This window comes from Kribbella qitaiheensis (assembly GCF_014217565.1).
GTDB lineage: Bacteria > Actinomycetota > Actinomycetes > Propionibacteriales > Kribbellaceae > Kribbella > Kribbella qitaiheensis_A.
In genome coordinates this window covers 262,788-285,287 of sequence record NZ_CP043661.1, presented here as the reverse complement: position 1 = coordinate 285,287, position 22,500 = coordinate 262,788, and the positions used below count along the sequence as shown (strand labels likewise).

At 67.1% G+C, this 22,500-nt stretch carries 18 protein-coding genes; 5 read left to right on the top strand and 13 right to left on the bottom strand.

Annotated elements, in window-relative coordinates; all coding sequences use genetic code 11:
• The gene (locus tag F1D05_RS01250; RefSeq protein ID WP_185445463.1) at positions 1–582 is read right to left on the bottom strand and encodes a papain-like cysteine protease family protein; all 582 of its coding nucleotides are present in this window, start codon (positions 580–582) and stop codon (positions 1–3) included.
• A 193-nt stretch (positions 583–775) separates the two neighbouring features.
• Between F1D05_RS01250 and F1D05_RS01245 the strand changes: the two genes are divergently transcribed.
• Positions 776–1,681: a hypothetical protein gene (locus F1D05_RS01245; protein ID WP_185445461.1), complete on the top strand. Its 906-nt coding sequence runs from the start codon at positions 776–778 to the stop codon at positions 1,679–1,681.
• 6 nt (positions 1,682–1,687) lie between these two features.
• Here the strand turns inward: F1D05_RS01245 and F1D05_RS01240 are convergent, their stop codons facing one another.
• Positions 1,688–3,715, bottom strand: coding sequence for a phosphocholine-specific phospholipase C (locus F1D05_RS01240; RefSeq protein ID WP_185445460.1), 2,028 nt, complete (start codon positions 3,713–3,715; stop codon positions 1,688–1,690).
• Between the two features lie 333 nt (positions 3,716–4,048).
• Positions 4,049–4,603 (bottom strand): flavodoxin family protein, encoded by a 555-nt coding sequence (locus F1D05_RS01235; protein WP_185445458.1) that lies wholly within the window; start codon positions 4,601–4,603, stop codon positions 4,049–4,051.
• A 249-nt stretch (positions 4,604–4,852) separates the two neighbouring features.
• Between F1D05_RS01235 and F1D05_RS01230 the strand changes: the two genes are divergently transcribed.
• On the top strand, positions 4,853–6,949 hold the full coding sequence (locus F1D05_RS01230; protein ID WP_185445456.1) for a M6 family metalloprotease domain-containing protein: 2,097 nt from the start codon (positions 4,853–4,855) through the stop codon (positions 6,947–6,949).
• Between the two features lie 543 nt (positions 6,950–7,492).
• Here F1D05_RS01230 and F1D05_RS01225 read toward each other — a convergent pair.
• Complete coding sequence (locus tag F1D05_RS01225; RefSeq protein ID WP_185445455.1) at positions 7,493–8,251, bottom strand: DeoR/GlpR family DNA-binding transcription regulator; 759 nt, start codon at positions 8,249–8,251, stop codon at positions 7,493–7,495.
• A 405-nt stretch (positions 8,252–8,656) separates the two neighbouring features.
• On the opposite strand from F1D05_RS01225, the gene F1D05_RS01220 reads away from it, so the two are divergent.
• Entirely contained in the window at positions 8,657–10,672 is a 2,016-nt protein-coding gene (locus F1D05_RS01220; protein ID WP_246486353.1) for a phosphocholine-specific phospholipase C, read from the top strand.
• Positions 10,673–10,693: 21 nt separating this feature from the next.
• Here the strand turns inward: F1D05_RS01220 and F1D05_RS01215 are convergent, their stop codons facing one another.
• The gene (locus F1D05_RS01215) at positions 10,694–11,698 is read right to left on the bottom strand and encodes an alkaline phosphatase family protein (RefSeq protein ID WP_185445453.1); all 1,005 of its coding nucleotides are present in this window, start codon (positions 11,696–11,698) and stop codon (positions 10,694–10,696) included.
• Positions 11,699–11,824: 126 nt separating this feature from the next.
• Between F1D05_RS01215 and F1D05_RS01210 the strand changes: the two genes are divergently transcribed.
• Both F1D05_RS01210 and F1D05_RS01205 read left to right on the top strand, forming a co-directional pair.
• A complete protein-coding gene (locus F1D05_RS01210) occupies positions 11,825–12,247 on the top strand; it encodes a response regulator transcription factor (protein ID WP_185445451.1) in 423 nt (140 codons plus the stop codon).
• Positions 12,248–12,268: 21 nt separating this feature from the next.
• Complete coding sequence (locus tag F1D05_RS01205; RefSeq protein WP_185445450.1) at positions 12,269–13,543, top strand: alpha/beta hydrolase; 1,275 nt, start codon at positions 12,269–12,271, stop codon at positions 13,541–13,543.
• Between the two features lie 39 nt (positions 13,544–13,582).
• Here F1D05_RS01205 and F1D05_RS01200 read toward each other — a convergent pair whose 3' ends face one another.
• The 8 genes from F1D05_RS01200 to F1D05_RS01165 form a co-directional block, all read right to left on the bottom strand.
• On the bottom strand, positions 13,583–14,989 hold the full coding sequence (locus F1D05_RS01200) for a sensor histidine kinase (protein ID WP_185445448.1): 1,407 nt from the start codon (positions 14,987–14,989) through the stop codon (positions 13,583–13,585).
• Positions 14,986–15,543, bottom strand: a complete 558-nt coding sequence (locus F1D05_RS01195; RefSeq protein ID WP_281388890.1) for an SGNH/GDSL hydrolase family protein — start codon at positions 15,541–15,543, stop codon at positions 14,986–14,988. The genes F1D05_RS01200 and F1D05_RS01195 overlap by 4 nt, the downstream gene beginning before the upstream one ends.
• A 282-nt stretch (positions 15,544–15,825) precedes the next feature.
• The gene (locus tag F1D05_RS01190) at positions 15,826–16,659 is read right to left on the bottom strand and encodes a hypothetical protein (protein ID WP_185445444.1); all 834 of its coding nucleotides are present in this window, start codon (positions 16,657–16,659) and stop codon (positions 15,826–15,828) included.
• Positions 16,660–16,733: 74 nt separating this feature from the next.
• On the bottom strand, positions 16,734–17,603 hold the full coding sequence (locus tag F1D05_RS01185; protein ID WP_185445442.1) for an ABC transporter ATP-binding protein: 870 nt from the start codon (positions 17,601–17,603) through the stop codon (positions 16,734–16,736).
• Positions 17,600–18,415 (bottom strand): ABC transporter ATP-binding protein, encoded by an 816-nt coding sequence (locus tag F1D05_RS01180; RefSeq protein WP_185445440.1) that lies wholly within the window; start codon positions 18,413–18,415, stop codon positions 17,600–17,602. Before F1D05_RS01180 ends, F1D05_RS01185 begins: the two co-directional genes overlap by 4 nt.
• On the bottom strand, positions 18,408–19,289 hold the full coding sequence (locus F1D05_RS01175) for an ABC transporter permease (RefSeq protein WP_185445438.1): 882 nt from the start codon (positions 19,287–19,289) through the stop codon (positions 18,408–18,410). The genes F1D05_RS01180 and F1D05_RS01175 overlap by 8 nt, the downstream gene beginning before the upstream one ends.
• Positions 19,289–20,383, bottom strand: coding sequence for an ABC transporter permease (locus F1D05_RS01170; RefSeq protein ID WP_185445436.1), 1,095 nt, complete (start codon positions 20,381–20,383; stop codon positions 19,289–19,291). Before F1D05_RS01170 ends, F1D05_RS01175 begins: the two co-directional genes overlap by 1 nt.
• Positions 20,380–22,266 carry an ABC transporter substrate-binding protein gene (locus tag F1D05_RS01165; protein ID WP_246486352.1) on the bottom strand — a complete coding sequence of 629 codons (1,887 nt, stop codon included), beginning with the start codon at positions 22,264–22,266 and terminating at the stop codon, positions 20,380–20,382. Before F1D05_RS01165 ends, F1D05_RS01170 begins: the two co-directional genes overlap by 4 nt.
• Positions 22,267–22,500 lie beyond the last annotated feature (234 nt).

Sequence of the window (22,500 nt, the reverse complement as noted above, 5' to 3'; positions counted from 1 at the left end):
TCAGGCTCCGATCCGGTAGAGCGAGTGCGTCCAGGTGAACTGCGAGTTGGACCGGTACCAGTTGTAGGTCGAGTAGTTGTACCGCTGGTCGTCCGGCCAGGGGTTGTAGTACTCGATCGTGCTGTTCGACGAGTCGTAGCCGATGATGTCCATCATGTGGCCGCCACCGCCGGTCCAGCCGATCCGGGTCATCACCGGGCGGTTGTTCGACAACTCGGTGACCAGGGTGCTGAAACTCAGCGTGCCGGAGACGTAGTTGCCCTGGCTGATCCCGATCGAGCCGAACGCGCGCTGGTCGTTGCCCAGCGTCGCCTGGTTGTTCGGGCAGGTGGCGTTCTGGGCGTTGCCGAAGGCAAGGTTACAGAACTGGTTCTGCGAGTAGTTGTAGCCGTAGAACGTCGCGACGCTGTTGCCGGACGCGGCCCAGCACCAGTTCGACTTCTGCTGCGACTGGCCGGTGAGGTTGAGATACCAGCTGCCCGGCGCGGCCGAGGCCGCCGGGGCGAGTGGGACGAGCGTTGCCAGCCCGATGATCATTGCCAGCAGCAATGACCGGGTACGGCGGGTCCTGACCCTCCTCATGGGTCCTCCTCTGTGGGGCGGTGAGGGGACTCATCGTGATCACCCGATCACCGCTGGACAAGGACCTGGAATCGCGCGCGGAGGCGGTGTGAACGGCGAACCCGCGGTGAACAGCAGGTGACGCCGGTCACCATCGTCCAGCTGTGAACGTTTACACTGACGGCGGACCAAGCCTCATCGAGGGATCACGACCATGACCGAAGCGCGGATCCACGTCCCGGACATCAGCCCCGACGCGCCCTTCGCCGACGCCCTCCGTACCGCGATCGCGAATCGGGGTCTGGCTCTCAACCGGATCCAGGCCAAACTGGCCGGCAGCGGTCTGCACGTCGGTGTCGCCACCCTCAGTACGTGGCAGAACGGCAGCCGCCATCCCCGGCACGGCTCACTCGCGGTGGTCACCGCGCTCGAGGAACTCCTGGATCTCCCGGTCGGCTGGCTGGCGGTCCGGATCCCGCCGGCACGCTCGGAGCCGATCGTCGAGACCACGCCGTACGCCGTGGTCGACTACGCGCCGACGCTGGCTCGCCTCCTGGACGAAGTACGGCGGGACGCCCACGGCCGGCTGCGTAGTGTCACCGTGGTCGAGGAGATCGTCATCGGCGCGGATCGCAGCGTGACCTCGAAGCGGGTGGTCCAGACCCTGGTCGCGGTCAAGGAGACCGACCGTCAGATCGTCGTGCACCAAGGCGAACCAGGCTGTGACGTGACCTTGATCGCGCCACGCGGCGTGACCGGTTGCCGCACCGGCCGGGTGGCGCGGGACCCCGACGACGGCGCCGTACTGGGTGAGCTGTTGCTGGACCGGATGCTGACCGTCGGCGACACCGCGGTCGTCCGCTACGAGATCGACGACCGCAGTGGGATCGAGTCGCAGCACTACTACCGTTTCCACGAATGGCCCGGCACCCACTACGTCCTGGAGATCAAGTTCGACCGGGCGGCGATGCCGGTCCGGGTCAGCGAGTTCCGCCGCCATCACTCCGGCGAGCCGGACATCCTGCGGCGTGAACTGATGATGAGCCCGGACGGCCGCGTCCACGTCGTCGTACCGTCGGTGGACCGCGGCCTCATCGGCATCGCCTGGGAATGGTCCTGACTGCCGTCAGCCTGACACCGATGGTGTGCTGGTTTCCAGGTGGCCGGTGAAGCGTTGGGTCCAGGAGGCGTCGGAGCTCGCGGTGATGGTGAAGTCGTACCAGCCGGAGGTGTAGGCGATCGCGTTGAAGTAGTCGGTGGTCGAGGCGCCGGCGGGGACGGTGTAGGTCCAGGGGCCGTCGCCGCGGTAGTTGTTCGAGCGGATGGTGAACGTGACCGATGCGGTCGACGTGTTGGTGAGTTCGAAGAAGATCGCGAGTTTGCCGGTATCGGGCGCCGCGGCGTACGAAGCACTTGCAGACAGATATTTGCCGGCTGTGGTGGCGTTGCCCGTGAAGCGGCGAAGGAATCTGTTCGGGCCGACGACGGACAGGTCGTACTTCCCGTCTCCGAAGGCGGTGCCGCAGTTGAAGAAGTCGCTCGTGCTGCCTTGCGGGCCGACGGTGTACTGCCAAGGTCCGCCGGTGCGGTAGGCATTGGCGTACGCCGCGAGGTGGGTGGCCGCCGTACCGGTGTTGGACATCGCGAGCCAGACGAGGATCTTCCCTGCTGCTCCGATCTCCAGGCGGTCCAGATTCGCAGTGGGTTGATAGGGCAGGGCTCGCGCCGGTCGGGTGCCCGGCTCCTGCGCCGGCAGCGCGTTGTCCACCGGAGCCGGGTTGGGCAACAGGGTGCAGCTGCCGTAGCCGATCGTCGGGGTCGCCGGAAGGCTCGGCAGTCCGTAGACCGGGTGGGCGAAGTCGAACATCCCGGTCAGATCCCCGCACACCTGCCGGCGCCAGGCGCTGATGTTCGGCGTCGTCGCGGGTTTGCCGATCGCGGTCGTCCAGCGCTCGAGGAACCGTAGTACGGAAGTGTGGTCGGAGACCTCGGAGCTCACCCAGCCGCCGCGACTCCACGGAGAGATCGCCAGCAGCGGCACCCGGAAGCCGAGACCGATCGCGGCGCCCTTGCAGTACTCCCCCGCGGTTCCGGCCGGGGCGCTGGGCGGCGGCACGTGGTCGAAGAAGCCGTCGTTCTCGTCGTAGTTGAGGAAGAGGATGGTGGAGTCGAACACGGCCGGGTCGGCGTTGAGCGCCTCGATCACGCCGCGCACGAAGTTCGCGCCGTCGGCCGGAGTCGCGTAGGGGTGCTCGGAAACCTCTTGATTGGGGACGATCCAGGTGACCTGGGGCAGCGTCCCGGCGGTCACGTCCGCGCGGATCGCGGCCAGGATGTCGTCCGGAGTACGACCGGTGACGCGGGGTACGGACGACATGCCTTTGACGCGGAGTGCACTGCCCGCGGGCGCGTTCTGGAACTGGGCGAAGTAGGCCAACGCGTTGTCGCCGTAGTTGTCGGAGGCGTTCTGGTAGACCTTCCAGCTGACTCCTGCGTTCTCGAGAGCCTCGGCGTAGGTCTGCCAGCGGAGCCCGGATTCGTCGCCTCCGTCGTACGCCGGTCCGCCGGCGACGCCACCGGGATCGATCTGGCCACTCCAGTGATAGGTCCGGTTCGGGCCCGTTGCGCTCAGGATGGAGCAGAAGTACGCGTCGTTGATCGTCCAGCTGTCCGCCAACGCGTAGTGGAAGGGAATGTCGTTGCGGACCAGGTGACCGAGCGCCCGGACCGAGGCCTTCGCCGCGACCCAGTTGTCGAGCTTGCCGCCGTTCCAGGCACTGTGCTGGTCCGACCAGCCGTGGCCGAGATCGCCGTTGCACTGTGCCAGCCGCTCCGGGTCCGCACCACCGGCCGGCTTGGTCTTGCTGAACTGCCACGGGTAGTGGCGGCCGCCACCATTGGGCTGGTTGAAGACGCTGTAACCACCGGGGATCTGGATCGCGCTGCGGTCGCCGAAACCGCGCACTCCGCGCAGGGTCCCGAAGTAGTGGTCGAAACTGCGGTTCTCCTGCATGAGAATCACGATGTGCTTCGCGTCGGTCAACGTCCCCGTAGTACCGGCACGGGCCGTCTCGGGGGCGATTTGGCCCGCCGCGATGCCGGCCGCGACGGCACCGGCAGACGTAGCGATGAACTTCCTGCGCGTGACGGACATCTGCATTTCCCTTCGAGCGGGGCGGCGACAGGGAACAAAGTTGCGCACTCACGAGAGGTCTATGGATCAAATTCATACCAATAGATCAAACTCTGCGAGCTTGCCCCGACAACCGCACACCGTCAAGGTCAACGGCGAGAACTTCTGGTGACAACACCCGCCCGCAGCGCGCCTGCACCTACCCACCAGCCGCGACGCAGGAACGGCGGACCGGGATGGGTGGGAGCGCCGACGTAGGAGGGTGCGTGGGATTACCCGCACCCGTGCTCGGCCAGCAAGCGCAGCATCGGACAGGTTGCCGCGGCGGCCGGCCGACGCGAGGTGTGACCGGGACTAGCCGGAGTGGCCGGCCTTCGGGCGGTAGCGCGCGGGGGCGGGGTTGCGGAGTTTGGTGAGAGCCCCGTTGAGCTCGTCGCCCCAGCGCCGGGCACGAGCCGCTTCGCCGATGGCGAGGTTCTCCGCGGCGTCCTTGAGCCAGAAACTGTGCGGAGTCGCTGCCAGCGTGTAGCCGCGCTTGCCGAGCAGGATCGACACGCCGTTCGCCGCCGACCCGGGCAGCCGCCGGCTGTGCATCGGCCGGGTGTCGAAAGCCGCGGCGGCGAGATTCGCCGTACCGGTGAGGCCGCCGAGCCACGTGCGCAGACCGCTGTCCGGCGTCGGAACCGGCCGATCCGCTGTCGGTCGGGTGCTCCCGAATGCTTGCGGGGCACCGCCGATCACCAGCAGGGCAACGGAAGCGTCCAGCTGCGCCGGTGCCTTGCTCACCTCGATGATCTCGACATCGAGTCCTTTGCCGATCCCCTTCCCGATCTCCTCAGCGACGAGCCGGGTCGAACCGGACAACGTCTCGCACACGATCAGGGCCTTCAACTTGCCGGAAACGGGCATCTTGTGACCGTACGCCACCGGGGCCCGGGAGCGCGAACCGGTCCTCCACCCGGGCCGGCTCAGAGCCGGACCGACTTCTTGTTCATGAACTCTTCGATGCCCGCGGCACCGAGTTCGCGGCCCAGGGCCGGAGCGCTTGATCCAGAAGTCTTTCCGATGGAGACAGGCCGCATCGGCTGTCGCCGTCGCCGCGGGCAGGGCAAGCTGTGAGAAGCCGTTCTCCCGCCCATGTAGATCGGATGCCCGCCCGTGCCCGACCACCGGAAATTCCGCCTTCCGCTGCGGCTGATCGCAGTACTCGCCGCAGTCTCCGTCCCCAGCCTCGCGCTCGCCGCGCCGTCGCCGTCGCCGTCGCAACCACCGGACCCGGCCAACGCCTGGCAGTACGACAACTGGCCGCAGACCCAGCCGTGGCAGGAGAGCGCCTCCCCCGCGCGACTGGCCACCGCGGCCGGCCCGATCGACCCGCAGAACTGGGCCAACCCGGACCAGATGACCTGGTCCGACTACAAGTTGCCGCCGGGAACGAACTGGGCGGACCCGAGCAAGACCGGGTCGGTCCGGACGTTCAAGGGCGCGCTCGTCGTACTCGACTACCCGAACCAGCCGTTCGTGATCACCCAGCCGAAGCACTCGACGCCGTTCGGCAACCCGAGCGCCGAGGCGAACGGCATCCCGCGCGACCAGGTGCCCGCGTTCTACCGCGACTTCCTGAACAAGCCCGGCGCGCTGAATCGCGGCCACACCATCCACGAATACTGGATGGAGGACTCCGGCGGCCGGTACGGCGTACAGCTCACTGCCTTCGGGGCGTATCAGATGCCCGGCAAGTCCTACGAGTACGGCATGGAGTTCCAGGGCGGCAGCGCCTGCCCGGCCGGTGACAACTGCACCAAGAACCTGCGGACCGATGCGCGCGCGGCCTGGGCCGCCGATGTCGGTGCCCAGGTCCCGGCGGGCTTCGACTTCGTCTTCTACCTCAGCGCGGGCCAGGACGAATCGTCCACCTGGCAGGAGTTCGGGTCGATGAAGTTCCCGACCAAGGAAGACGTCACCGACGACTTCGGGCCGCCGGACCCGGCCCTGCCGAACTGGTCGAACACCCGGTACGTCGAATGGACCTCGTGGGCGGCCGGCTCGTCCCTGTGGCCGAACGCCGGTGGCGGCTCGACCACCCAGGGCGAGAGCTCTGGCATGTCGACGTACGCGCACGAGCTGAGCCATGTCCTGGGCATCGGGGACAACTACAACAACCCCTTCGGCGTACCGCCCCGGCGCTCGTACTCCGGGATCTGGGAGATGCTGAGCCGCGGAACGTTCAATGGGCCGGGTGGTCCACACAGCCGCTGGATGATCCCCGCGACCGGCGGCTCGTCGATGGGCGCGCAACACATGCTGCGCAACAAGATCAAGCTCGGCATGGTCGAGGAGCAGAACGTACTGCGGTTGAACCGCGAAGCGCTGGCCCAGTCCGGCGTGGTGGTCGCCGACGTCACTGCCCGGGAGATCCAGCCGGGCGCCACCGGGCTGTCCGGGATCAACCTCCAGCTCGGTGGCGGCGATCTCGCGCCGGCCTGTGATCCGAAGACGGATCCGATGTGCGACGGCCGTGGCTACAACAACTACACCGTCGAGGTGGTCGACCGGGTCGGCACCGATTCGTTCACGCCCGACTCCGGAGTGCTGCTGGCCAAGACCAAGGATGTCGACGCGGCACCCTTCGAGTGGGTCATCGACGCCAATCCGCAGAACATCGGGATGACCGACTACGTGCTCCCCGACGGTACGAAGGTCCCGATCACGATCGGCGACTACCGCCAGCTCTCGGACGCCCTGTTCCACGCGGGGACGAACTCCGGCAGCGAGTACGAGTACGTCGACGCCGCCAACCGGTTGCACTTCTACATCACCAACGTGCACCGCGACGGCAAGGGCGTCCTCTCCTACACGGTCGCGGTCAAGTCGCTCGACGGCGCCGGTCCGGCCGAGCGCGGCGTACGGCTGCTGCCGACAGTCGGCCGACCGGCCAACGGTGTCACCACCTGCACCTTCCCGCTCACCAACACGGGCAAGGCCGCGCCGCCCGCGGGCCAGCACCCGGAGGACGTCAGCAAGTACCTCAACGCCGACGTCTATCGGCTGTCCGCGAAGGCAGACGGTCGTGGCTGGTCGGTCAACCTGCAGAACGCCCTCACCACCGCCAAGACCGGCCAACGCATCACCGTCCCGGTCCAAGCCCTCCACACCCCGAACTCAGCCGCCCACGGCCGAGTCACCCTGACCGCAACCTCGGAAAGCGACCCCACCAAGAAGTCCACCGCCACCTGCGTAACCATCGCCAAGTAACCCACCAAGCCCCCCCGTCTCCCAGTACGGCGTCTCTCCCAGTACGGCGTCTCTCCCACTACGGCGTCTCTCCCACTACGGCGTCTCTCCCAGTGCGGCATTTCTCCCCAGTCCGGCGTCTCTGTGCACCGGCCGGGCTGAGCATTCCGTCGCCGGAGAACGCTCACCGGATGCACAAGGGCCGCCACCGGCGCTGACGTTCCGCGCCTTTGTGCACGGCCTGAGCGTGCGATCGGCCCGGAACGCTCAGCCGGTGCACAGAGATGTCCGTACTGCGGCCGACGGGGGCATCCCAGGCGCCGCCGAACTTGGCGCCGGCCGACTGCCCAATCACGCTGCGGGCGACTTGCCCAACCCATCGGGACGCCCCCGGAGCCCGCCCTGCGGGGGACATCGATCTGCTCCAAGGCCTTACGTCCGAAGAAGTGGAACACACGTCCCTCCAGTTCTTCGGACGCAAGCGCAGGCGGGGCGTCGGTGGGGGTGGGGGTGGGACGGGGCGCGGGTCGGGGACACCGGTACTTCGGCAGTCGAGCGCGTCGGTCAGGTTGCGCCGAGGATGCGGACGCCTGCGATCTCGAGGTCCTGTACTGCGCGGCTGGTGGCCTTCGCGTCGGTGATCACCGCCGTGATGTCGTGCAGCGGCAGAACCGGGTAGCGCGATGCGGCGCCGAGTTTTTCTGAGCTGGCGAGGACGTAGGTCTCGCCGGCCCGGCGGGAGAGGGCGCGTTTCATCGCCGCCTCGTCGGCATCGCCGGTGGTGAGTCCTGCCTCGTGATGGACGCCGGTCACGCCGACGAGGAAGAGATCGGCCGTGATCGCCTGGGCTGCTTCCACCGCCGCGGCACCGCTCGCGACCATCGAGTGCTTGAAAATCCGGCCGCCGATCATGAACAGCTCGATCGACGGATGCTCCCCCAGGGCTGCCGCGATCGTCGGGCTGTGGGTGATCACCGTCGCCTCCAGTTCGGGCGGCAACGCTCGCGCCACAGCCAACGCCGTCGTACCGCCGTCGAGGATCACCGCACTGCCTGGCTCTATCAGTGCGGCCGCGGTCGCCGCGACCCTGGTCTTGCTGTCCACCGCAACCGTTTGCCGCGTCGAGTAGTCGGCGACCGCCGGCGAGACCGGGAGCGCGCCGCCGTACACCCGCTGGCACAGGCCCGCCTCGGCCAGCTCCCTGAGATCCCGCCTGATGCTGTCCTCGGAGACGTGGAACTCCGCGGCGAAATCCTTCGCCACGATCCGCCCGTCGCCGGCCAGTCGGGCCAGCATCAGGTCCTTCCGCTGCGCCGCAAGCATGCACATTCCTCCTTGTTTCCGTACATTCTTGCACGTTATGGTCCGGCCACGACCAAACCATTGCTGATTCTCATTCGCCGGCCCCTGCCAATCGGGCACGAACGGCGATCCCGACCTGATCGCCGCGAACCGGCGGAAACTCGAGGAAGCCGCCTGGCCGATCTTCGAACTCGGGCACCTCCCGATAATCGGCGAATGGGTCGCCCTCCCCGTCTACTACGCCCTCACCGACATCCCGGCCGCAGCCTGAACGACACGCCGAAGTAGCAGTTCATCTGACGTCCGACGGCTGTACAGATGAGGGTGCTGTGGAAGCAGCGTGCGCGCTGAACACTCCGACCGTCCCGCCCACGAGGAGATCAGACATGCCAGAACTCAACCGCCGGAGATTCCTCCAGCTGGCCGGTGGCACCGCCGCCTTCGCCGCCATGTCGAACAGCATCGAGCAGGGCCGCCGCCATCCCCGCGCACCGGCGCAACGGCGACATCAACGACGTCGAGCACATCGTCGTGCTGATGCAGGAGAACCGCTCGTTCGACCACTACTTCGGTTCGCTGAACGGCGTCCGCGGCTTCGGTGACCCGCGACCGGTCACCCTGCCGAGCGGCAAGTCCGTCTTCCACCAGACGAGCGGCGGCAAGGAGGTGCTGCCGTTCCGGCCGGAGGCCGACAACCTCGGTATGCAGTTCATCCAGGACCTCGCGCACAGCTGGCCCGACGGGCACCGCGCGTTCAACAACGGCAAGTACGACCAGTGGGTGCCGGCCAAGTCGCCGACGACGATGGCCTACCTGACCCGCGAGGACATCCCGTTCCACTACGCGCTCGCGGACAAGTTCACCATCTGCGACTCGTACCACTGCTCGTTCATCGGCTCCACCGACCCGAACCGGTACTACATGTGGACCGGCTACACCGGTAACGACGGCGCCGGCGGCGGCCCGGTCCTCGGCAACGACGAGGCCGGCTACGGCTGGACGACGTACCCGGAACGGCTGGAGCAGGCCGGCGTGTCCTGGAAGATCTACCAGGACATCGGCGACGGGCTGGACGGGCCGGGCGGCTGGGGCTGGATCGACGACGCGTACCGCGGCAACTACGGCGACAACTCGCTGCTCTACTTCAACAACTACCGCAACGCGACGCCGGGTAACCCGCTCTACGACAAGGCCCGGACCGGGACGAACGCGAAGGCCGGCGAAGGCCTGTTCGACCGGCTGCGCGCCGACGTCCAGGCCGGCACGCTGCCGAAGATCTCCTGGATCGCGGCACCGGAGGCGTTCACCGAGCACCCGAACTGGCCGGTCAACTACGGCGCCTGGTACATCTCACAGGTGATCGACGCGCTGACGTCGGACCCGGACACCTGGAGCAAGACGGCGCTGTTCGTCACCTACGACGAGAACGACGGCTTCTTCGACCACGCCGTCCCGCCGTTCCCGCCCGGCTCGGCGAACCAGGGCCTGTCCACCGTCAACGTCCAGCCCGACCTGTTCCCCGGCAGCACGAAGTACGCCGCCGGTCCGTACGGTCTCGGCCAGCGCGTCCCGATGCTGGTGCTGTCGCCTTGGAGCACCGGCGGATACGTCTGCTCCGAGGTGCTCGACCACACGTCGATCATCCGATTCATGGAGCGCCGGTTCGGCGTCCACGAACCGAACATCTCGCCCTGGCGCCGCGCGATCTGCGGCGACCTGAGCTCGGCCTTCGACTTCGCCAGGTCGACGACGAAGGTCGACCGGCTGCCCGACACCGCGGCCTACGAGCCGCCGGACAACGACCGGCACCCCGACTATGCGCCGACGCCGCCGGCCGTTGGCAAGCTGCCGGTCCAGGAGCGCGGCCGGCGGCGTACCCGACCGTTGCCCTATGCACCGAGTGTGGACGGCGCCGCGACGCCGAGCACCGGCAAGTTCGCGCTGACCTTCGCCTCAGGACAGCAGGCGGGCGCACAGTTCCTGGTCACCTCCGCCAATCGCACGGACGGGCCATGGACCTACACGACCGAAGCCGGGAAGACGCTGTCGGACAGCTGGAACACCGCCTATTCGGGAGGCGTCACCGACCTGACCGTCTTCGGCCCGAACGGCTTCCTGCGCACCTTCAAGGGCAAGCCCGTCGCGGGTCCGGAGGTGACCGCTCGGCACAACGGCCGCAACGGCGACCTCGAACTGACTCTCACCAACACCGGCAGCAGCCAGGCCACCTTCACCATCACCAACGCGTACGGCGGCCGCGCGAAGGTGCTGAAGCTGCGCGCGGGCACCAAGGCGACCTACCAGGTGGACCTCAACCGCACCAACAGCTGGTACGACGTATCGGTGGTCGTTGCCGGTGACAACGGCTTCCTCCGCCGCTTCGCCGGTCATGTCGAGACCGGTGAGGCCGGAGTCACCGATCCGGCCATCATCACCGCCTGACCCGCCATCGCAAGCGGGAGTTCAGTGGGCGAGGCCGAGGGCGGTGAAGAGGTCGGGGGCTTTGGCTGCTTCGCGGAGGGGTGGGGCCGAGACGAGGGTGGAGACTGCCTTGCTGGTGGCCAGGTGGTCGAGGCGGGTGCCGATGACCAGGTGGTGGAGGGAAGGGTTGACCGCGACGGTGAGTACGCGGTTGCCGGCGTGCTTGTCGTCCTCGTCGAAGGTGATCAGGACGAGGAGGTGGCCGGAGGCGAAGTCGGGCCCTGCCAGGAGTGGGGCGAACCATTTCGTCAGCCAGGTGTTCGCCGAGCCGAGTGGGCAGTCGTGGGCGTCGTCGCACAGGTTCGGCGCCAGCAATCCGAAGGTCGGCAGGGTCCCGTTGGCGACGTCGTCGTGGAACTCCCCTTCCGTCACGGTCCCGGCCGGCACGTCGTACTGCTGGCAGCCCTGACGCTCGGTGTCGGAGGCGAAGTAGAGCCACGGGTTGTGGCGGACGGCGTACGGGTCGTTCTTGCCCTGCTCCAGCTGGCAGTTCGACTTCATGTCCTCGGCGTAGGTCTTCGCGATCTCGCCGGCCTCGAGGACCTGGCCGAAGACGGACGGTCCGGTCAGCTTGTGCGCGGCCGGTGAACGGTCGTCGCGGATGCCGAAGGTGGAGCCGCCGGCGAGGCTGAGGTAGTTCGGCAGGGAGGGATGCGCCATCGCGTAGTACAGGCCGGCCTTGGCGTACTTGTCGGCCAGCGCCGCGAGGTACGGCATGCCTTTGGTGCTGGCGCAGGGGTTCTTGTTCTCCAGCACGACCAGCAGGATCTTGGTGACCTTGCCCGGGTGCGGTGACGGCGGCACCGGCTCGGCGGGCGGTGCGGGTGGACAGGTGTCGTCCTTGCTGATCACCTCTTTACGGGGCGTCGTCGGAGCCGATGAAGGCTGCGAGCTGGTGTCCTGCCTGGCGGTGTGTCCGCCACAGGCGACCGCCGTCGCGATGACGAGCGTGACGATTCCGCCCCGGATCAGACCTGCTAATGCCATATGAGCCCCCTCGAGATCCTTCGACGGTATCCCGGTCGGGCTGAGAAGTCGCTGAGTCGCCGCCGGAAGGGGCCGGCCGGAGCGGCATTCAGCGGATTCTCAGTGGCCCGAGGTCAGACTGGGGGTATGCGGGTGCTGATGGTGGAGGACGAGGTGCGGCTGGCCGACACGGTCCGCCGCGGCCTCACCGACGCCGGATTCGTGGTCGAGGTCGTGCACAACGGCGAAGACGCGGTCTGGGCGGCGAGCGAGAGCGCGTACGACGTGATCGTGCTCGACATCATGTTGCCCAAGCTGAACGGGTACAAGGTGCTCGAGGAGCTCCGTCGCCGCGGCGTCTGGACGCCGGTCCTGATGCGGCACCGCGGCGACATCGTCACCAAGACCGAGATCCTCGAGTCGGTCTGGGATCCGGCCTTCGACGGCGATCCCAACGTCGTCGAGGTCTACGTCCGCTATCTGCGGCTGAAACTCGACGCCCCGTTCGACCGGCACGCCATCGAAACCGTCCGCGGTATGGGCTACCGCCTCGCAGCCGACGGTGGGTAGTTCATTCTGGGGAGGCGTTTGATGGTTGTTGAGGTGTCGCTGCTCAAAGGCTGGCTGCCTGTGGCGCTGGAGATCGTGGCGGTCGTGGTGCTGCTGTTCGCGATCGGGTGGCGGGATGCGAGGTGGCGGACGCGGCGGTTGCCGATCGTGGTCGTCGGGACGGCGTTGTCCGGGGTGCTGGTCGTGAAGGTGATCGCGCCGGCGGTGGGGATGACCGACCCGCTGCCCGTGCGCGTCTGGATCTGGCTGTCCGGTGCTTTCGGTGCCTTGGTGCTGCTGGGCGTGGGCTGGTCGAGTGCTCATTGGGGTCGCCGGCTGGCCGCAGTACTGGCTTTCGTTCTCGCGGCGGTGGTCGGTGTCAACGGCATCAATCAGTTCGTCGGCTACTACCCGACGGTCGGGGCGGCCGTGGCCGGTCTGCAAGGTCAGCAGCCGCCCGGGCAGGTGTCACTCGCACAGATCAAGGACAACAAGGATCCGGCCGGGGCTCGTTCAGGCGAGTTGGTCGGCGTCACGATCCCCGCCGTACCGAGTGGCTTCGCGCATCGCCAGGAGCTCGTCTACCTGCCACCGGTGTGGTTCCACGGGCCGCGCCATCCGGTCCTGCCCGTCGTCGAGATGATTGGCGCCGAGCGCTCCAAGCCGGAGAACTGGGTGCGGATCGGCAGCGCGGTCAAGACCGCCCAGGCGTACGCCGCTCATCACCACGGGCTCGGTCCGATCCTCGTCTTCGTCGATGCCACGGCCGCGTTCAGCAACGACACCGAATGCGTCAACGGCCCGCACGGCCAGGCGGAGGACCACCTGTACCGCGACATCCCCGCGTACATCACTTCGACCTTCGGCGCCTCGAAGAACCCGAAGGCGTGGGCGGTGGCCGGGTTCTCGATGGGCGGCACCTGCGCGATCGGCCTGACCACCGAACACTCGACCGCCTTCGGGCACTTCGTCGACATCTCCGGTGACCTGTTCCCGAACACCGGCGACAAGGCGCAGACGATCGCCAACCTGTTCGGCGGATCCGCGGCCGCGTACGCCGCACACGACCCGCTGACGGTGATCGCGAAGCACGGCCGCTTCCCGGCGTTGACCGGCCGGTACCTCGACGGCACCGAGGAGAAGCTGCACGCCAGAGAGGCCACTTTGCTGATCACTGCCGGCAAGAAGCAGGGCATCGCCTCGAAGCTGACGGTCCTGCCCGGCACCCACAACTGGCAGTTCGCCGAGTCCGCCTTCAGCTACATCTTCCCGTGGCTGTGCGCCCAACTAGGCCTCGAGCGGACGACGACCTCCTAGTACGACCCTGCCGATCGGCGGTCACCCTCACCGTCGCGTCTACCGTCCCCCGGGCGACGGGCTCTCGGTCGGCAGGGTCACCTCGAACCTCGCACCGCCCAGCGGGGAGTCGGTGATCCGCACAGAACCACCGTGTGAGCGGAGCACCTCGCTGACGATCGCCAGGCCGAGCCCCGATCCGCCGCTGCCCCGGTCCCGGCTGGCATCGAGGCGGACGAAGCGCTCGAACACCCGCTCCCGGTCCGCCATCGGCACGCCGTCACCGTCGTCCTCGACCGTGAGCAACGCAGTACCGGCTTCTTCTGCCAGCGTGAAGCGGACAGTGCTCCTCGCGGCCCGGCTCGCGTTCTCCACCAGGTTGCGGATCACTTGGGAGAGCTTGTCCGCATCGCCGCGAACCCTGACCGTCTGTACGTCGCGTTGCACGACCGGCCCGTCGGAACTCCGCAGCCGGCGGACCTCGGACTCGATCAGGTCGTCCAGATCGACGTCGGAGCCCTGCAACCGCAGGGCGTCGTCGTCCGCCTTGGCGAGCAGCAGGAGATCCTCGACCAGGCGGCGCATCCGGCCGGTCTCGGCATCCATCACCTGCTGCAGATCCAGCCACGCTTGCCCGGAGACATCGACCACGACGACGTCGAGCGCCGCGGTGAGGGTGGCGATCGGCGACCGCAACTCGTGGCTCGCATCGGCGACGAACCGGCGTTGCGTCTCCTGCGCCGACTGCAATCGATCCAGCATCTCGTTCATGGTGACCGCCAGCCGCGCGATCTCGTCCTGGGTGGCGGGCACCGGGACCCGCTCGGCCAACTGGCCGGCACCGATCCCGTGCACCTGCGCGCGAATCCGCTCCACCGGCCAGAGCGCACGGCCGACCAGGATCCACATCGCCAGCCCGACCAGGAGCAGCAGCAACGGGAACCCGAGCAGCAGGTAGAAGACCACGGTCTCGACGGTCTCGCGCTGGGTCTGGAGCGACGAGGCGACCACCACCGTGTACCGGGCACCCTCGAACTCGGTGCCACGGGCAACTATCAGGAAGTCGTGGTCGTCGTCGACCAACGGCATCCGGCCGATCTCGTTGCGCAGGATCTGGCCGTCACCCGGGCGCAGGTCCGTCAACGACGGCTCCGTACGCCGGGACGAACTGGCCACCACCGCGCCGTTCTGGTCCAGCACCTGGATCAGCTGGCTCGGCCGGGTGTTCTCGACCAGCTCCTCCCGCAGACCGCGCTGGCCGTCCTCTTTCACCTGGGTCGCGATGTCGAGCGACCGGTCGCCGGCCGCATCGGACACGCTGTTGATCAAGGCGCGCTGGAGCAGGAGCAGCAGGATCAACGCTCCGACCGCCAGAGCCAGCGCCACCACGACGACGGCCGCGCTGGTGGACCGCCCGCGAACACCTGGTCGTCGTACGGCGGCCAGGAAGCGGCCGAAGCGGGTCATGATCGCGGCCTCATCGTGGGCAGTCCGGCCGCGAGGAGGACCTGTGCGATCAGCTGATGCCCGGCCGCATCGGGGTGATCGCCGTCGGGCGCGAGCAGCTTGGTGATGTCACCCGCGCGCTGGAACGGACCGGACAGCTCGACGGACATCGCGCCTTCGGCGATCGTGGCCGCGGCGATGACCGCGTTCACCCGCTTGGTCAGGTCGACCGTGGCGGCGATCCCGTCAGCGCTGAAGTTCTGCCGTGCGACCTGGCCGTCCTCGAAAACGTCCCAATATCCGGTCACCAACGCGGTGGTCGGCCGATCGGCACGCAGTTGGCGGAGCCGGCTCAAGATGCGACGCAAGTCGCTGGACAGTTGCGCCAGTTCGTCGCTGACGCAATCGCCGGCGCCGGCCTTCGCGCAGCTCGCCTCGACGATCTCGTCGTGGTGATCCCCGAAGTCGTTGGCGCCGATCGTGAGCAGGTCGACGTCCGCGCCGCTCACCGCTCGGGCCCGTGGCCGAACCAGGCTCGTCAAGCTGCTGCAGGAGCCCCTCGGAGTCGAGACCACTCACCCCTCGGTTGTCGACAGCCACCCGTACGCCGGTCCGCTGGCTCAAGAGATGGCCATAGACCCCAGGGAACGCGGCGCAGCCACAAGCAGCGCCCGAGGTCACCGAGTCGCCGAGCGCCACGACCTTCAACGCCTTGCTACCCGGTGAAGGCGTCGCTGGAAGGCTCGTACTCTCCCGATCGGCCGTGCCACCCGTGCCGGTGGTGGCGAGCAGACCGCCGGCGCACAGCATCATCGCCACGGTCGCCACTGCCAACCGGCGTACGGTCCGCTGTTTGGTCACTGTTCAATCATCGACTCGGCAGTGGAGAACTTGGCCAGCCGCACCGACCCACCGAGAGTAAGGACGAACCCCAATACGGTCAGCCAGGCGAACCCGGGCCGGATCTTGTCCCCCAGCCAGATCAGGCCGACCGCAGCCGGCACCACAGTCTCCATGCTGAAGGTGATCGCGGCGACGACGGTCACGGAGCCTCGTTGCAAGGCGACCCCGAAGGCGGCCAGCGCCAGAATGCCGTAGATCACCAAGGCCCATAACACCGGATCGCCTACCTCGTGCCACCACGGAGTGGCCACCTTCAGCGTACGAGCCGCGATTCCCGCCCCGCCGAAGCCGAGGCCGGCGACGACGGCCAGCACGGGCACAGCTCGCCCGACCGGCATCCGCAGCGCGAGCAGGCCGACCGCCGCGACCGGGACGGTGAGCACGAGCAGGAGCACGGCCGCGGAGCCGGTCAGCTCTCGGCCGGGGCCTTCGACAGCTCCGGCGGCAAGACCGACCAGCCCGAGCCCGACGACGATCAGCGCGATCACGGTCGGCCGGTCCAGCCGGCCGCCGAGGAAGATCGCAGCCAGGATGGCGGTCACGGCCACACTCGACGCGACGGCGGACTCGACGATGAACAGCGGAAGCGATCTGAGGGCGGCGACCGAGGCGAGGAATCCGGCGCCGTCGAGCGCCAGCCCCACGACGTACAGCCAGCCTGCTTCTATCCGTCCCCACAAGGTGGTCGCCGTCGACCGGGCCGACCGGCGAAGCCCTTCGGCCTGCAGGACGGTACCCACGCCGTACAGAACAGCCGCACCGAACGCACCCACCAGAGCAAGGATCACCCGACCACTGTCTCAGCCCTCCGGACGCCCGGCCCCACCGACACCCGCCTCAGCTTGCTCTCAGCAACCACTCGTCACACTACGGGCTCCTGCGGTGCCGTGGCCGGGGTCTGGTCGCCGGAGTCGTCGACCTCGATGCGGTTGGTCCAGCGCTGATCGGGGTCGGGTGGCGGGATCGAGTCGAGCAGCAGGCGGGTGTACGGGTGGGAGGGCTCGTGCATCACCGAGGTGACCGCGCCGCGTTCGACGATGCTGCCCTTGTTGATCACCATCACATCGCCGCCGAGGTAGTAGACGGTGGACAGGTCGTGGGTGATGAAGAGGGTCGTCATCCCGTGATCGCGCCGGAAGTCGAGCAGGATGTCGAGGAACGTCTTGCGGATCTGGGCGTCCAGCATCGAGACCGGTTCGTCGGCGATCACGAACTCCGGCCGGAGCATGTGGATCCGGGCCAGCATGATGCGTTGCCGTTGACCGCCGGAGAGCTGGTGCGGGTAGCGGCCGAGAACGTTCGCCGGGTCGAGGCTGACGGCGTTCAGGGATTCCTCGATCATGGCCAGGCCCTTGGCCCGGTCACGCGTGAGGTTGAACTTCTTGACCGCCTTCCAGAGCACCCGATCCACCCGGTAGAACGGATTGAAGATCGAGTACGGATCCTGGAACACCGGCTGGACGTTGCGGCGATAATTGTCGTTCTCCGCGCGGGACAGCTTGAAGATGTCCTTGCCGTCGTACTTGATGAGGCCCGCGGTCGGCTTCTGCAGGCCGAGGATGTTGCGGGCGATGGTCGACTTCCCGCTGCCGCTCTGACCGACCAGGCTGACGATCTGCGGCGGGTCGGAGTGCAACGTGAAGGTCGCGTCCTTGAGGGCGGTCAGGTAGCCGTCAGGGGTACCACGGGCGTGGAAGCGTTGCTCGACGCCTTCGAGTTCGATGACGCTCATGATGGCCTCCTTCCGAGCTTGGGGATCGAGTCGATCAGCTGCCGGGTGTAGTCGTGCCGCGGGTCCTTGAAGACCTGGTGGACGTCGCCGACCTCGACCAGCCGGCCTTCGTACATCACCGCCACCCGGTCGACCAGCTGGGCGTGCACTCCCATGTCGTGCGAGATGACCATCAGCGTCACGCCGAAGTCCCGGCGCAGGTCCGCGAGGCTCTGCAGGATCACTCGCTGGATGGTGACGTCGAGCGCCGTCGTCGGTTCGTCGGCGATCACCAGGTCCGGTTCCAGCGCGACGCAGATCGCCATCAGCACCCGTTGCTTCATCCCGCCGGACAGCTCGTGCGGATACATCCGCCCGACCCGCGGCTCCAGGCCGACCTGGCCGAGCAACCGCGGGATCATCTCGGAGAGCGCTTCCTTGCGTTCCGGCGCGTGCTCCAGGATGACGTCGCGGAACTGGTCCTGGATCCGCATCACCGGGTTCAGCGAGTTCATCGAGCCTTGTGGCAGATAGGACAGCGCGCTCCACCTGAGCACCCGGAGCTGCTCTCCGTGCACCTTCAGCAGGTCGACCGGAGACCTGTTGGCCGGGCGGAACTCGACGCTGCCGGCCGTCACCCGGCCCGGTGGTTTGAGCAATCTGAGCAAGGCGACGGCAAGCGTGCTCTTGCCGCTGCCCGACTCCCCCGCGATGCCGAGGATCTCGCCCCGGCGTACGGACAGGTCGAGGTCCTGCACGGCCTTCACATCACCACGGTTGGTCGAATAGGTGACCTCGAGACCGGCCACCTCCAGTACGGTGTCGTCACTCACCGGCCACTCCTCTCAGCCGTGGGTTGTAGACCTCTTCGAGTCCGATGTTGACCATGTTCAGCGCCGCGAACAGCAAGGTCAGCAAGACGATCGGTACGACGAACATCGGCCAGGCGCCGAGCGTCAGCGCGCCGGTGTTGATCGCGTTGAAGATGATCTGGCCGAGGTCGATCACGCCGCCAGGTCCGAGCCCGATCACCTCCAGGCCGACCAGGCCGAAGATCGCGCCGAGCGCCGAGGACGCGAAGCCGACCCCGATGAACGGGAGCAGGTTCGGCAGCAGTTCGGTGCCGATGATCTCCAGGTCGCGGGCCTTGCTCACCCGGGCCAGGTCGACGTACGGGCGGGAGCGCAGGCTCAGCACCTGCGAGCGGATCGTCTTCGCCGCGAACGGCCAGCTGAAGATCGAGATCATCACCCCGACCCGGAAGAGGCTCACGTTCTTCGCGTACGCCGAGAGCGCGATCAGCAGCGGGAACGTCGGGATCACCAGCAGGATCCCGGTGAACGTCGAGAGCACCCCGTCGACCCAGCCGCCCTTGTAGCCGGCCACGAACGCGACGATCACGCCGACCACGGTCGAGATCACGCCGGCGATCGCACCGATCTGCAGTGACACGGACATCGCGCTGACCACCATCGCCAGCACGTCCCGGCCGAACTGGTCGGTGCCCAGGATGTGATCCCCCGACGGCACCAGCCACTTCTCGTATGCCGCCAGCTCGAGCGGGTCGTGTCCGTTGCCGATGGCATGCACGATCAACGGGCTGAACAAAGCGAGCAGCACCATCAGCGCCAGGATCACCAGTCCCGTAGCCAATCGCCTGCTGTCCCGGACGGTACGTAGTACGGCTGTCAGCACTCGCATCGTCATCACTTCCAGTACTTGACGCGTGGGTCGAGCAGGGGCAGGAGGAGGTCCAGGAGAAGTACGGCGGTCAGCACCGAGAAGATCGCCATGTCCGTCACACCGAGGATCGTGTTGAAGTCCAACTGCTGGATCGCGGTGACCAGAGTGGTCCCGAGTCCCGGGTAGTTGAACAGTTGCTCGACCAGCACGTTGCCGTTGAAGATGAAGCCGAGCGAGATCCCGAAGGCGGTCACCTGCGGCAGGTAGCAGTTCCGCAACGCGTAGCGGGTGAGGATCCGCCATGGCTTCAGGCCCTTCGCCTCGGCGTACGTGAGGTAGTCCTCGCCGAGCACCGGGACCATCAGCATCCGCGTCGACAGGATCCAGCCGAAGGCGCCGATCACCACGATCGACAGGCCCGGCAATAACCCGTACTTCAGCACGCTGCCGATGAAGTCGAGGCTGAGGCCCGGACTGATGTTCGAGTCGTACGCCGATCGCGCGGGCAGCATCCCGAGGGTGTACGCGAAGATGTAGACCAGGATCAGCGCGACGAAGAAGAACGGAACGTGCGAGAGCGCGATCGACAGGTTCGTGATGATCGCCGACCCGGCCTTCCCGCGCCGCCAGCCGGCGACCGCGCCGATGATGATCCCGAGCACCCAGGCCAGTACCGCCGAGATGCCCAGCAAACCGATTGTCCAGGGCAACGAATGCAGGATCACGTTCTGCGCGGGGGTCGGGTAGTTGATCAGCGACGGCCCGAGATCCCCGTGCAGGATCAGTTTGTTCATGTACTTCAGGTACTGGGTGAAGATGTTGCCGTCGAGCCCGAACTCGTGCTGGTACCGGGCGATCACCTCGGTGCTGGCCTGCTGGTTGTAGATGTAGTTCTGTTGCAGGGTCTGGATCAGCGTCCGGACCGGGTCACCGGGGATCAGCCGGAAGAAGAAGAACGCGACGGTCAGCGCGCCCCACAACTCGACCAGGTACAACCCGAACCGGCGCAAGGCGTACGCCGCCAGCGGATGCCGCGACAGCCAGGCGCGCAGCCCACTACGGGCTGCGCTCTTGGCGGTGATTTCGACGGCCTCGGCTGGCGGGGCCGTCGCGGTCACGCCGGGCCCTTCTGTCCGGTGGCTTTCAGCTTGCCGAGAACGAAGACGAAGTGCGGCCACCAGTTCAGCGGGACCTGGTACAGGTCGTCGTCGGTCGGCCAGCCGGTCCAGAAGGTGGTGTTGAAGTACGACGGGTAGCCGGTCTGGATGGTCGGGATCAATGGCAGCTTCTGGAAGTAGATCTCCAGGGCCTGATCCAGCAGCGGCTTGGCCTCGGCGCTGGTCGGGTCGAGCTGGGCGAGCTTCGCCGACAGCTCGTCCATCTTCGGGTCCCGGAACCGCGACTTGTTCTTGTCGACGGCGTTGACGCCGACCTTCTTGGCCTTGCTGCTCTCCCAGTCGGTGTACATCTGCTCGGGATCGAAGGCCGCACCGGCCCATTGGGAGTCGATGTCGTACTCACCGCGCTGGAACTTCTCGTCATGCACCGAACCGCTCAGGCTGCGCAGTGTGGTCGGCACGCCGGCCTTGTTCAGCTCGGTCTTCAGCAGGTTCCCGATCGCGTACTCCTGCCCGTCGACCGGCGACGGCGTGATCATCTCCAGGCTGATCGCCTTGCCCTGGTACATCCGCTTGCCGCCGGCGCCCTTGGGCGCGATCTCGTCGAGCAGCTTGACGGCCTTGTCCGGCGCGAACTCGAACTTGTACTTCGCGGCCAGCTCGTCGTTCTTCCACTTGTCGTTGCTCGGATAGTCCGCCCACAGGTACTGCGCGGGCGGCACCTTGACCGGCCAGATGTTGTTGCCGATCTTCTCCCGGTCGATCAGGTAGTTGATCGCCCAGTGCATCTTCGCCTCGGCCATCACGCCGCGGGCCGGATCGTTGTTCAGCCAGAAGACCCGCGGGTTCGGGTCGTGGAACTGGGTGGTGACCAGGCTCGGGTAGCCGGTGTTGCGCAGTTGCTTGGCGTGCTGCTCGTCGATCGAGCCGACGTCGAACTCGGCCCGCTCGAACGCCAGCGACGCCGAGTCCAACTGCTTGGCGGTGCTCTGGAAGATCACGTACTTCGGCGCCGGGTCGAGCTTGTCTTTGTTCCAGTAGTCCGGATTCCGTTCCCAGACGAACATCTTCTGGCTCTGGATCGCCTGCTTCAGCACGTAGGGACCGCTCGCGATCGGCGGATTCGCCCGGTACTTCGTCGGGTCCTGACCCTTCCAGACATGCTCTGGCATGACCGAGTACTGCGGGCCGGCGATGGCCGCGATGAACCCGTAGTGCAGCCGTGGGGTGGCCTTCGTCATCTTGATCACGGCGGTCTGCGGGTCCGGGGTCTCGACTGTCTTCACGAACTCGGACAGGTCGCCACCGCCGCCGAGGAGATCCTTGCGGTCCCGCAGCAGTTCGACGGTGAACTTGAAGTCGGCCGAGGTGAGCGGTTGCCCGTCGCTCCACTTGGCCTTCGGATCGAAGTTGAACGTCAGCTCCGTGAACGAGTCGTTGTACTTGTAGCCGGTGCAGAGCCAGTTGACCAGCTCGCCGGTCGCCAGGTTGAGCAGGAACATCGGCTCCTGCGCGAGCGTCTCCAGGCCGGCGGCGTGCGCCATGCCGTTCGGGATGAACGGGTTCCAGCTGTTGAAGACCGTGTACTCCACCTGGGCGATAGTCACCGTCTGGTCGCGCGGCGTCGGAATGTTCGCCTTGCCGATCTGGACCGACTTGGTCGCGGCGGGCTTGTTGGCCGGCTTGTCGGAGTACGACCCCTTGCCTGAACACGCGGCCAGGAAGGCGGTCAGAGCGGCGGCACCGCCTCCGATCGCGGTCCGGCGGGTGACCTGATGGCGGAGGACGTCTGTTACGTCTTCGAATTGCGGGCGCGGCGCATCGTTCACGATGGTTCCCTTCAGCTCACCAGCTGTCATCCGGCGGTTACGTTCTGGAAACATTTCCTCGGACTATAAATACCGATGACAACGTTGGCAAGGCTCTGGCTCTAACGCTGCAACGGAAGTACTCACCGTGCTGATCAGTGCAAACACCAACCACTGACAACGATGGTTCGCGCTCCGTAGTTGGCGGCCCGCCTGAGCTCTCACCCGCCTCGTCACACGGTGTGCAGGAGGTTTTTGGCTACGCCGCGAGGGCGGTGACCAGACTGGGTTCTTCATTGGGGGAAGTCG

What these genes read in the sequence shown, in the direction of transcription:
- F1D05_RS01250 (WP_185445463.1), bottom strand. Translation starts at nt 582, where the DNA reads ATGAGGAGGGTCAGGACCCGCCGTACCCGGTCATTGCTGCTGGCAATG.
- F1D05_RS01245 (WP_185445461.1), top strand. Translation starts at nt 776, where the DNA reads ATGACCGAAGCGCGGATCCACGTCCCGGACATCAGCCCCGACGCGCCC.
- F1D05_RS01240 (WP_185445460.1), bottom strand. Translation starts at nt 3,715, where the DNA reads ATGTCCGTCACGCGCAGGAAGTTCATCGCTACGTCTGCCGGTGCCGTC.
- F1D05_RS01235 (WP_185445458.1), bottom strand. Translation starts at nt 4,603, where the DNA reads ATGCCCGTTTCCGGCAAGTTGAAGGCCCTGATCGTGTGCGAGACGTTG.
- F1D05_RS01225 (WP_185445455.1), bottom strand. Translation starts at nt 8,251, where the DNA reads ATGCTTGCGGCGCAGCGGAAGGACCTGATGCTGGCCCGACTGGCCGGC.
- F1D05_RS01215 (WP_185445453.1), bottom strand. Translation starts at nt 11,698, where the DNA reads ATGGCATTAGCAGGTCTGATCCGGGGCGGAATCGTCACGCTCGTCATC.
- F1D05_RS01210 (WP_185445451.1), top strand. Translation starts at nt 11,825, where the DNA reads ATGCGGGTGCTGATGGTGGAGGACGAGGTGCGGCTGGCCGACACGGTC.
- F1D05_RS01205 (WP_185445450.1), top strand. Translation starts at nt 12,269, where the DNA reads ATGGTTGTTGAGGTGTCGCTGCTCAAAGGCTGGCTGCCTGTGGCGCTG.
- F1D05_RS01200 (WP_185445448.1), bottom strand. Translation starts at nt 14,989, where the DNA reads ATGACCCGCTTCGGCCGCTTCCTGGCCGCCGTACGACGACCAGGTGTT.
- F1D05_RS01185 (WP_185445442.1), bottom strand. Translation starts at nt 17,603, where the DNA reads ATGAGCGTCATCGAACTCGAAGGCGTCGAGCAACGCTTCCACGCCCGT.
- F1D05_RS01175 (WP_185445438.1), bottom strand. Translation starts at nt 19,289, where the DNA reads ATGACGATGCGAGTGCTGACAGCCGTACTACGTACCGTCCGGGACAGC.
- F1D05_RS01165 (WP_246486352.1), bottom strand. Translation starts at nt 22,266, where the DNA reads ATGTTTCCAGAACGTAACCGCCGGATGACAGCTGGTGAGCTGAAGGGA.